This is a genomic window from Nitrincola sp. (assembly GCF_048264025.1).
Taxonomy (GTDB): domain Bacteria; phylum Pseudomonadota; class Gammaproteobacteria; order Pseudomonadales; family Balneatricaceae; genus Nitrincola.
Genome location: NZ_JBLXDN010000041.1, coordinates 20,658 through 31,863 on the forward strand (window position 1 = coordinate 20,658; position 11,206 = coordinate 31,863).

Below are 11,206 nucleotides of genomic sequence, written 5' to 3' on the forward strand. Positions count from 1 at the left end.
ACTCTTGATGAGAGTTGTTTCCCATGTGGTTGATTAATATCACTCGATTTTGGGTCGAGAAACTGCTTGAAGTGTTTACTGTTTGTCTGCTCCTAGGACTCACCGGAATTGTGTTGGCGGCGGTGCTGTTCAGGGCATTAGACAGCTCACTGATCTGGTATGACGAAGTGGCTTCGGTTGGACTGGCTTGGCTGACGTTTTATGGCGCTAATCTCGCCGCGCTTAAACGTGCCCATATGGGCTTTCCTGGCATTATCAGTAATTCACCGCTTCCTATACGTATGCCTTTGTTTATTGTTTCGGAACTGATTGTGATCAGCTTCTTTGCCCTGGTGGCCTACTACGGTTATCAGGTGATGGAAATTCTCGCCTGGGACTCACTGGTGTCGCTGCCATCCGTCAGCCTGACATTAACCCAGTCGGCTATACCCATCAGCGCCTCTCTATTTATCCTCTGCGAACTGCTGAGTCTTCCTGACGCCTGGAAAAAAATGTGCGCCGGTGTTGATACAGAGCATGAGGCGATTGAAGAGGCCATACGTCTGGCTGAAGAAGATCTCAAGGAGGCCAAAGCATGATTCTCTTGGTGGTGATTGCGGCACTGTTTGCACTGGTGTTGATTAATGTGCCTATAGCGGTGGCTATTGGTGTTGTTGGTGGGGTCGGTGTGTACCTGAATATGGGGGATCAGCACCTGATGAATATTCCCCTGACACTGTTTAATGGGGCCACCAATTTTCCCTTAATAGCCATACCCTTGTTTATTTTTGCTGGCGCGTTGATGAATACCTCTGGTATTTCAACCCGCCTGATTAATCTGGTTTCAGCATTGATCGGCTTTGTTCGCGGTGGCCTGGCAATGGTCAATGTCGGCGTGTCGATGTTCTTCGCTGAAATTTCAGGTTCAGCTGTTGCCGATGTGGCCGCTACCGGTTCGGTGTTGATTCCTGAGATGAAGCGCAAGAAATACAACCCGAACTTTTCCGCCGCGATCACCTCGTCATCGGCTTCTCTGGCCGTCATTATTCCGCCGTCCCTGTCAATGATCATCTATGGTGCTTTGGCAGAAGTGTCGGTTGTTCAGCTCTTTGTGGCCGGCATTATACCTGGCATTTTAGGTGGCTTTGGCTTGGCCTGTTTCTGCTATTACTACGCCGTGAAATATGACTTGCCAAGAGAAGAAGCTTTCTCCTTGGGGCGTGTGTGGACAACCTTCAAGGAGGCTGCTTGGGCACTGTTGTTACCGGTCATTATTCTCGGCGGCATCTTCGGTGGTTTTGTCACGGCGACCGAAGGTGCTGGCATCGCTGTACTGGCGGCCCTAATCATTGGTGGCGTGGTTTATCGTGAGCTGAACCTGAAGGTGTTGTATCGGGCTTTGACTGAAGGCGTTGTTCAGACAGCGGTGGTGATGTTGTTAGTGGCGACTTCCGCCGTGTTGGGTTTGTTCTTGACCGAAATGCAGCTGCCTCAACAACTGGCGCGTCAAATTACCACCTTCACTGATGATCCCATCGCCGTGTTAGCGCTGCTCAATATTCTGTTGTTACTCCTGGGGATGTTTCTGCATGGAGCTGCCGCCATCATTCTGGTAGTCCCTATTGTCATGCCTTTGGTTTATCAAGTGGGTATTGACCCGATTCACTTCGGCATCATCCTGACGTTGAATCTGGCCATAGGTCAGCAGACCCCTCCAGTGGCCTCGGTTCTGGCAACCGCTTGCTCTATCGCAAAGACGGATATGTGGCAAACCACCCGCGTCAATCTGCCAATGATTGGTGTGCTGTTCATCATCCTGGTGCTGGTGACGTATATCCCGGCGATACCCATGTCCCTGGTTAATATTTTCTACTCCACAGGAGGTTGATAATGCGCTCTGAAAAACCTGTGATTGCCCTGACGCTGGGTGATCCTTCCGGGATAGGTCCCGAACTAATAGCACGTCTGGTTTCTGAACCTGAGTGTTTTACAGAAGTACACACGGTGTTGATCGGTGACCGCTGGATGTGGCAAGAGGGTCAACGCGTTGCGGGTGTGCAGCATGCTTTGCCTGAGGTGAGTTGTTTTGCGGAAGCACGTCTGCATCAGGGAGCTGTGTTTTTGCCAGTAGATACCCTCCAGCCAACGGCAAGCCAGTATGCGGTTGAAAGTGCAGCTGGGGGTGCATCTGTACTGAATTTGTTAGCGCAGTGTATGGATGCAGCGCAGGCCGGTGATGTAGATGCTATCTGCTTTGCTCCTCTGAATAAGCTGGCGATGAAAATGGGTGGTTTGAAGCATGAAGATGAGTTGCATTTTTTTGCCGAGCATCTGGGGGTGAATAGCTACTTTTGTGAGTTCAACACCCTGGGACATTTATGGACCTCGCGTATTTCATCACATATACCGCTTAAACATGCCGCCGAGTATGTCACTCAGGAGCGGATTATGCAGGCCAGTCAGTTGATTTATGACTCGCTGAAACTGGCAGGGTTTGATCAGCCACGCATTGCTGTAGCGGCATTCAATCCGCATGGAGGGGAAGGCGGTACCTGTGGTCGTGAAGAGATCGATATTATTCAGCCAGCCGTTGCCGCATGTCAGGCGGCCGGATATCCGGTTCAAGGTCCTTTCCCGGCCGATACCATTTTTCTCAAGGCACGTGACGGTGAGTTTGATGCGATTGTGACGATGTATCACGACCAGGGGCAGATCGCGATCAAGCTGATGGGCTTCAAGCAGGGAGTCACCGTTCAGGGTGGGCTACCTATTCCCATAACCACGCCAGCCCATGGAACCGCTTTTGATATTGCCGGGCAGGGCAAGGCTGATGTTGGACCCACACGCAACGCCTTTCGCATTGCCTGCCGCATGGGAAGCAATCTCCGCCGGCAGCGTATTAGCCGTTAATGACAAGTTATTACCAAATTATGTGCAAGCGTCTCTTTTTATCAGGAATAAGATAATGAAAATCACCAATGTTCGTACCCGTGTTTTTGAATGGAAAGGCCACACCGTGCCACCCACAGCTAATTTTTGCTCCAATGCCATGGATGAGCTCTGGGATAAGAGTGATTCAATGGGTACTTTCCGTTTCCATGGCTGGACCACGGTCGAGATAGAAACTGATACCGGCCTAGTCGGGTTGGGTAATGTTGCCTTGGCGCCACGTATTGCCAAGGCAATCATTGACCAGTATCTGACACCGCTGATCCTGAATCAGGACCCCTTCGATTATGAATATTTGTGGCAGCGCATGTACCGATCTACACATGCCTGGGGGCGCAAAGGAATTGGTATGGCGGCCATCTCCGGTGTGGATATCGCCATCTGGGATATTCTGGGTAAAGCGACTGGCAAGCCTGTGTTCAAACTGCTGGGGGGACGCACCAAGGACAAGATTCCCTGTTATGCCTCCAAACTCTATCGCACCGACCTGAATGAGATGCAGCGCGAAGCGCAGTCTTATTTGGATCAGGGTTTCAAAGCGATGAAAATGCGTTTTGGTTATGGTCCCAAAGATGGTCCGGAGGGGATGCGCAAGAATCTTGACAGTGTTGCCGCGGTTCGTGAGGTGATAGGTGAAGATATTGATCTGATGCTTGAGTGCTACATGGGCTGGAATCTTGAGTATGCCAAACGGATGCTGCCTCGCCTTGAAACCTATCAGCCGCGCTGGTTGGAAGAGCCTGTACTGGCGGATGATATCGATGGTTATGTGGAGCTGAACCAATTGACCAGCATTCCGATCTCCGGTGGAGAGCATGAATTTACCCACTATGGCTTCAAACAATTACTGGAGAAACGCGCCATTTCTGTGGTGCAGTATGACACCAACCGTGTGGGAGGTATTACGGCGGCTCGCAAGATCAATGCGATTGCTGAAGCCTACAGTGTGCCGGTGATTCCACATGCGGGACAGATGCATAACTACCACCTGACCATGGCCACTCTGGCATCGCCCATGTCTGAATACTTTCCAGTGCATGATGTCGAGATTGGCAATGAGTTGTTCTACTACCTGTTCGAAGGGGACCCAGAACCCGTTAATGGCTTCATTGATCTGGATGATAACAAGCCAGGTCTGGGATTGAGTCTGAATACGCGCTACTTCGACCAGTTCAACATTATCGAGTGAGGTGACAGATGCGAGTTATACAATATGTTGTCGCTGGTCGGCTGTGTGTCGGCGTGGTACAGGACCATGACTGGGTATTTCCAGCCATGGCTGAGGGTGGTGTTTATGCTTTGGCGCTGGAGGCAATTACTCACTCCCGTTCACTGCGTGAGTTGATTAGTGAGCGGGTGACTGATGAACGCATCGCTTATCAACCACTCATTGATGAAAAACGTTTATTACCACCCATCACGCATCCCGATTCTGCACACTGTCTGGTGACGGGGACAGGGCTGACGCATCTGGGCAGTGCCGATACCCGGTCTGCAATGCATGCCAAAGTAACGGCCGATGCGGCTGAACTCACTGATTCTATGCGGATGTTCAAACTGGGTGTCGAACAGGGTAAACCACCAGCCGGTCAAGTCGGCGCGCAGCCAGAATGGTTTTACAAAGGTGACGGCTCCTCAATCGTAGCACCTGAACAACCCTTGAAAGCACCGTGTTTTGCTGAGGATGCAGGTGAGGAGCCAGAGCTTGCTGGACTCTATATCAATGGACCGGATGGCACACCCTGGCGTGTTGGCTATGCGCTGGGTAATGAGTTTTCGGACCATGTGACGGAACGGTTCAATTACCTCTGGCTGGCGCATTCCAAACTGCGTGTTTGCAGTCTGGGCCCCGAGCTGTTGCTAGGTGAGTTGCCTGAACACCTGGAAGGGGTGAGTCGTATCCGCCGCAACCATTCAGTGATCTGGGAAAAGTCATTTCTGACCGGTGAAGCCAATATGGCGCATACCCTGGCCAATTTAGAACAGCATCATTTCAAGTATGCACAGTTCAGGCGTCCAGGAGATCTGCATGTGCATTTCTTCGGCACGGCTACCTTGAGTTTTGCGGATGGTATTAAGGCTCAGGCCGGTGATGTGTTCGAAATCGAATTAAATCAGTTCGGGCGTCCGCTACGTAATCCGCTGCAGTTTGAGAGCGAACAGCCTGTACAGGCAATCGCTGACCTGGCATAAAAGGAGATAACATAATGATACTGGAAGGTAAATTACTGATTGGTCAGTCCACTGTCAGAGGCACTGAGGCGGCTGTTCATGGCGTTAATCCCGCAACAAATCAGCTACTGGAGCCTGATTATCCGGGGGCATCCCAAGCTGATATTGAGCGTGCCTGTCAGCTCGCCAGCGATGCCTTTGATGGCTTTCGTATAACCTCGCCGCTGCAGCGAGCCGAGTTGCTTGAGGCTATCGCGAGCGAAATAGAGGCGATTGGCCCGCCGTTAATTGAGCGGGCGCAACTGGAGTCCGGTTTGCCCGAAGCTCGCCTGATCGGTGAGCGGGGCCGAACCTGTAATCAACTGCGGTTGTTTGCGGGACTGTTACGAAGCGGGGCCTGGCAGGAGCTACGTATTGATCCAGCCCTGCCGTCACGCACACCCCTGCCCAGAAGTGATCTGCGTTATCAGTTAATGCCACTGGGTCCTGTAGCTGTGTTCGGGGCCAGTAATTTTCCTTTGGCCTTTTCTGTGGCTGGCGGAGATACGGCTTCAGCCTTGGCTGCAGGATGTCCGGTGGTGGTGAAGGGGCATCCGGCACATCCTGGCACCTCTGAATGGGTCGGGCGGGCCATTCAGCGCGCCGTGGCGAGCTGTGGGCTGGAAGACGGGGTGTTTTCACTGTTGTTTGGTGAGGGCAATGCACTGGGTCAGGCTTTGGTAGCTGATCCCAGGATTAAGGCGGTCGGTTTTACCGGATCGCGCGGTGGTGGTATGGCGCTGATGCAGGTCGCTCAGTCTCGTCCTGAGCCTATCCCGGTGTATGCTGAAATGAGCAGTATCAATCCCGTTATTTTATTTAACGGCGCACTACAGCAGGGTGAGGGGGTGGCACAAGGGTTTGTTACCTCGCTGACCCTGGGAGCCGGTCAGTTTTGTACCAATCCTGGTTTGCTGCTGGCGGTTGAAGGCGATGAACTGAATCAATTTCTGAGTCAGGCCGGTGAGCTACTCAGCACTCAAGTCGCACAAACCATGTTGACGCCAGGTATCCATAGTGCTTATGAACAGGGCGTGGCTGTGCTGGCGGCACACCCGGCTGTTACCACACTGGCACGAGGGTGCTCCACAACAGGACCGAACCAGTGTCAGCCAGGATTATTCCAGGTTCAGGCAGATGCCTTTATACAACACCCGGTGTTACATAACGAGGTGTTTGGTGCTGCGTGTTTGGTGGTTTCATGTCGTGACTATGCCCAGTTGAAACAGGTTCTGGAGCAGCTTGAAGGACAATTAACCGCAACACTGTTCATGCAGGCTAGCGATCAGCCAAGGGCCAAAGAGATCTTCCCCCTACTTGAGCGCAAGGCCGGCCGAATTCTTGCCAATAGTTGGCCAACCGGCGTGGAAGTAACACATGCGATGGTCCATGGTGGGCCTTTTCCTGCAACATCAGATAGTCGATCCACGTCAGTGGGGAGTAGTGCTATTCGCCGTTTTCAGCGGCCCGTTTGTTATCAGGATATTCCTGATGCCCTGCTTCCTGATAGTTTGAAAGACAGCAACCCTTATAGAATTAAACCTGTAATAGATGGGGTGCTTTAGCCTGATTTTGAGTTCTACGGGGAGACAGCACTTGCTAAGTTGCCGGTGCTGTCCAAGAGTCCTCTGGCTGTGACTCAAGAATTACTGCTAAAATTCGCGGTTTTATTAGCTTAAATTCATAACTAAGAGAATCGCATTCCCATGACCCCTCAGCCTGTGCATTATCCTTGGTACAAGAAGGAGGATACCGACGCCTTCTTCGCTCTGTTTCAGAACAACATTGCCAACTTCGTGATTATCGCTATTACTATGTTGGGGATGGGGTTCTCCTCCTCGATTGTGTTTGGCCAGGTCTTGCCGGGTGCGGCGGTCGCGGTGATGGTGGGTAATTTTTACTATGCCTGGAGTGCCGCACGTCTGGCGCGTAAGGAAAATCGTGCCGATGTCACGGCACTGTCTTATGGCATCAGCACCCCCGTGATGTTCGTCTTTCTGTTTGGGGTGTTGTTACCGGCAAAGACCCTGACCGGAGATGAGGTCATGGCGTGGAAAATTGCCGTGGCGGCCTGCTTCATTAGTGGGTTGATTGAGGTGTGCATCAGTGTAATTGGCCGCTGGATTCAGACACATTTACCTCGTGCGGCGATGCTGGGTGCGGTTGCCGGGGTGGCTTTGACCTTTATTGCTGGTGAAATGCTGTTCAAAACGCTGGAAATCCCGGTGATTGGTCTGCTGGTACTGGCGATCATCATCGTCGGCTTGGTTGCCAGAGTGTCAATGCCGTTTCGTATTCCGGCATCATTGTTTGCCATTATCGTCGGTACGGCGTTGGCTTATTTGATTGGTGCCGCTGATACAGCCAAGTTCAGTGACGCTTTCACCCATCTGGGGTTCTATCCACTGTTGCCGGGAATGGCCTGGTTTGAAGGTCTGGGTCTGCTGTTCACCAGTATGCTGGCGATCCTTACCGTGGTGCTGCCGATCACCCTGTACAATGCCATCGAGACAATGAACAACGTCGAAGCCATGGAAGCGGCGGGTGACAAGTATGATGTACGTGAGTGTCAGGCCGTAGATGGCGTCGGCACCATGCTGGGTGCGGTATTCGGTGGCGTGTTCCCGACCACCGTTTACATAGCTACCGTGGGCTCCAAGTGGATGGGAGCTGGCCGTGGCTACAGTATTCTCAATGGTGTGGTCTATGGCATAGCAACCATGTTTGGTTTGATTGCCGCCTTAGCGGCGATTATTCCGGTATCCGTAGTAGCGCCGATTCTGGTGTTTGTGGGTATGTCGATGATTGCCACCGCATTTCAAAGCAATGAGACACGCTACTATCCGGCGATCGCCTTGGCGATGCTGCCTTACTTTGCCAACTATGTCATGACCCGTTTTAACCGTGGGGCCGGTGATGTGGTCGATAATATCTCCAGTGCCATTGTGGTGTTGGGGCAGGGCGCCATGTTCACAGCAATTCTGTTAGGCGCGATGACGGTTTCGGTGATTGACCACAAATTCCGTCAGGCAGCTATTTTTGCGTTGGTTGCCGCGGGCTGCTCGTTTGTGGGGCTGATGCATGCACCGGAACTGTCATTCAACGCGTCACCGGATTTCAGCCTGGGTTACCTGGTGATGGCGGCTTTCTTTGGCTGGTTTGCATTCAAATCAGCTAATGAACGACTGTAGCGTTGCGCTATAGGTCGCTCGTCGATGGGCAAGTGTATCAGGGCTGACAGGGCGCCAAATCCGACACCTATCCACCACACCAGTGTGTAGTTGGCGTAGAGGTCGTACATGGCGCCACCCAACCAGACTCCTAAGAATCCGCCCAGTTGATGCGAGAAAAACACCAGACCGTAGAGCGTGCCCATATAGCGTAGACCATAAATATGAGCAATTAAGCCAGAGGTGAGTGGCACGGTTGCCAGCCATAGAGAACCCATGGCGATGGAAAAAAGCACTACACTCTCAGGCGTGATTGGATTGAGGATAAACAGGGCCGCTACCAGGGTTCGCAATAGGTAAATAGTGGCGAGAAGGTACTTGCGTGAGTATTTGTTTCCCAGCCAACCGGCCATCAGCGTACCGCCGATATTGAAAATACCGATCAGCGCGATTGCAATGGCTCCCAGCATAGTGGTTGATGAAACACCCAGCGACTGAATAATACTGCCGGGGGCAACAACACTGCACATTTCGGTGATGAAGGCAGGAAAGTGCGCAGTAATAAAGGCCAGTTGATAGCCACAGGAAAAGAATCCGATAAAAATAAATGCAAATGATGGATCACGAAGTGCCGTTTTCAGGACGCCTCCCATGCTATCTTCATGCGAAGCGGCTTTTTGGGGAGCCGGGGCTCGCAAGAAAAGCAGAGCCAGCATCGATAGCAGAATGAAACCTGCAAACACAATGAATACCGATTGCCAGGGTATTTGATTGAGCAGTAGCTGCGCCACGGGTGGTCCGACAATCTGACCGGCTGAACCGGCCGCTGTAGCAATCCCTAACGCCATCGATCGGTTTTTGTCTGATGCGGCTCGACCTACGATCGCAAGAATCACACCAAACCCAGTTCCAGCAATACCAAACCCAACCAACATTTCCAGCAGTTGGTGCTGACCAGGCGTTACTGCATAGGCCGAAAGCACCAAGCCGGTAATATAGCAGGCGGCACCGGCAATAATGGCTTTTCTGTCACCGTAACGCTCAGCAAATGCACTAAATAGCGGCTGTCCGATACCCCAGAAGAGGTTTTGAATTGCAATGGCAAACGAGAAGGCTTCTCTGGGCCAGTCAAATGCCTCTGCGACAGGAATTTGAAACAACCCAAAGGACGCACGGACAGCAAAACTGACCAGAATCACGATGCAACTGGCGATCAGTACAGGGGTGAACAAACGATCATGTCTGATTGGTGTGACAGAATTCATAATCCATCTCTCGTAAGGTTCACAGGGATGACTCTGTCCGTAGCTTAAAAAGAAATCGACGTTTGAGCACGAGATTTATTGTTGTCCTGACAATCCTGATTTGCCCAGTGACCCATGGCTGCTACAGATAGATGCTATGCTCTAATGACGTATTTCATACGTAACTATTAAATTATATTAAGAAATTATTCATGGTGCCCCATTAAATGCTGTTTAACTTCCAGAACTTATCTGCGCGTTCACTAGATCAAACGACCATCGCAGTAGTCACGATTGATAATAATAACCGAGTGATTTATTACAATGACTCAGCAGAGTTGCTCTGGGGGTATTCGCGCAAGGAGGTGTTGGGGCAGAATGTTAAGATGTTGGTTCCTCGGGATCATCAAAGCAGCCATGACAACTATGTTAACCGCCACCGTGAGCAGGGTGGTGATCGTATTGTTGGCTCGTCCAGAGAGGTGCCGATTGAACGTAAAGATGGCAGCAAATCCTGGATCAGTCTTACTTTATCGGCAATTAAGGTGGGTAAACAACAATATTACACTGCATTTGCACGTGATTGCAGCATAGAAAGAGCTGAGCGCTCTGTTGTTGAGCAGGTGCTTGAGCAAACCAATGATGGTGTGATCACCATTGACGCCAAAAACGAAATTATTTTTGCCAATCCTGCTGCCGAAGCTTTATGGGGTTACAGTCGTGAAGAACTGATGGGCAAAAATGTTAAAATGCTGGTGGCGCCGGATCATCAAGCTAACCATGATGGTTATGTGAATCGTAACCGTCAAACAGGCATTAACCGAATCATTGGTAAGCCGATTGAGTTACCCATACATACGCGCAGTGGCAAGGTCCGCTGGGGGCTTTTTACCCTCGCACGTATCGTCGTGGGTGATCAGGTGTTGTTTACCGCCTTTGTGAAAGATGTGACAGAAGAAGTACTGAAGCGGGATGAAATAGCTATGCTGTCGCTGGTGGCTAACAAAACCAGTAATGCCGTTATTATCACTGATAAGAAGGGCGCGGTTGTTTATAGTAATAACGGCTTTGAAATGATGACCGGCTACACCCTTGATCAAGTTAAGGGGCGTATTCCCGGCAGTTTTCTGCAAGGGCCGGATACCAATCCTGAAACCGTGGAGCATATTCGCACGAAACTAAAGCATGCCGAACCCTTCTATGAAGAAATTCTGAACTATACGTGTAACGGAAAACCCTACTGGATTGCCATGTCTATCGATCCGGTGTTCGATGATCGCGGTCAGATTAGTCATTTTGTATCGGTTCAGGCTGATATCACGCATACCAAACAGAGCGCCAAAGACTCCATGGACCGTCTTAGCTTAATGGACGAAGCCCTGATGGTTGTTGAATGGCAGCCCACCGGTCAAGTAGCGCACATGAATGCATTATTCCTGGATCGAGCGGGGAATACCGATACAGCTAAGAAAGCGGCCGCTACTATTTGGCAACAGATTCAGGCAGAGAAAAAGAATATCGGATCAACCCAGAATGCTAAGCAAATAAAACTCATCGTCAGTTTTACTGATCATAATGAATCGTACCGGGTTTTGTGGAGGCAGTTTGCTTTAAGTCAGGCCGCTATAGCCTGACCAGTTTGGTGCTGATAGT

The 11,206-nt window shown here is 51.0% G+C and carries 9 protein-coding genes; 8 read left to right on the top strand and 1 reads right to left on the bottom strand.

Annotated elements, in window-relative coordinates; genetic code table 11:
- Positions 1-23: 23 nt before the first annotated feature.
- The 7 genes from ACN0R1_RS18495 (at position 24) to ACN0R1_RS18525 (ending at position 8,330) form a co-directional block, all read left to right on the top strand.
- On the top strand, positions 24-578 hold the full coding sequence (locus tag ACN0R1_RS18495; RefSeq protein ID WP_417585553.1) for a TRAP transporter small permease: 555 nt from the start codon (positions 24-26) through the stop codon (positions 576-578).
- Entirely contained in the window at positions 575-1,867 is a 1,293-nt protein-coding gene (locus ACN0R1_RS18500; protein WP_417585555.1) for a TRAP transporter large permease, read from the top strand. Before ACN0R1_RS18495 ends, ACN0R1_RS18500 begins: the two co-directional genes overlap by 4 nt.
- 2 nt (positions 1,868-1,869) lie before the next feature.
- On the top strand, positions 1,870-2,889 hold the full coding sequence (locus ACN0R1_RS18505) for a 4-hydroxythreonine-4-phosphate dehydrogenase PdxA (protein WP_417585557.1): 1,020 nt from the start codon (positions 1,870-1,872) through the stop codon (positions 2,887-2,889).
- A gap of 55 nt (positions 2,890-2,944) precedes the next feature.
- Complete coding sequence (locus tag ACN0R1_RS18510; RefSeq protein ID WP_151057053.1) at positions 2,945-4,117, top strand: L-rhamnonate dehydratase; 1,173 nt, start codon at positions 2,945-2,947, stop codon at positions 4,115-4,117.
- An 8-nt stretch (positions 4,118-4,125) separates the two neighbouring features.
- Positions 4,126-5,121, top strand: coding sequence for an AraD1 family protein (gene araD1, locus ACN0R1_RS18515; protein ID WP_417585559.1), 996 nt, complete (start codon positions 4,126-4,128; stop codon positions 5,119-5,121).
- 14 nt (positions 5,122-5,135) lie between these two features.
- Positions 5,136-6,704: an aldehyde dehydrogenase (NADP(+)) gene (locus ACN0R1_RS18520; protein ID WP_417585561.1), complete on the top strand. Its 1,569-nt coding sequence runs from the start codon at positions 5,136-5,138 to the stop codon at positions 6,702-6,704.
- A gap of 141 nt (positions 6,705-6,845) precedes the next feature.
- Positions 6,846-8,330, top strand: a complete 1,485-nt coding sequence (locus tag ACN0R1_RS18525; RefSeq protein ID WP_417585563.1) for a solute carrier family 23 protein — start codon at positions 6,846-6,848, stop codon at positions 8,328-8,330.
- On the opposite strand, the gene ACN0R1_RS18530 is transcribed toward ACN0R1_RS18525, so the two are convergent.
- Positions 8,267-9,574, bottom strand: a complete 1,308-nt coding sequence (locus ACN0R1_RS18530) for an MFS transporter (protein ID WP_417585565.1) — start codon at positions 9,572-9,574, stop codon at positions 8,267-8,269. The two genes, ACN0R1_RS18525 and ACN0R1_RS18530, sit on opposite strands and share 64 nt — an antisense overlap.
- A 206-nt stretch (positions 9,575-9,780) precedes the next feature.
- On the opposite strand from ACN0R1_RS18530, the gene ACN0R1_RS18535 reads away from it, so the two are divergent.
- A complete protein-coding gene (locus tag ACN0R1_RS18535) occupies positions 9,781-11,187 on the top strand; it encodes a PAS domain S-box protein (RefSeq protein ID WP_417585567.1) in 1,407 nt (468 codons plus the stop codon).
- Positions 11,188-11,206 lie beyond the last annotated feature (19 nt).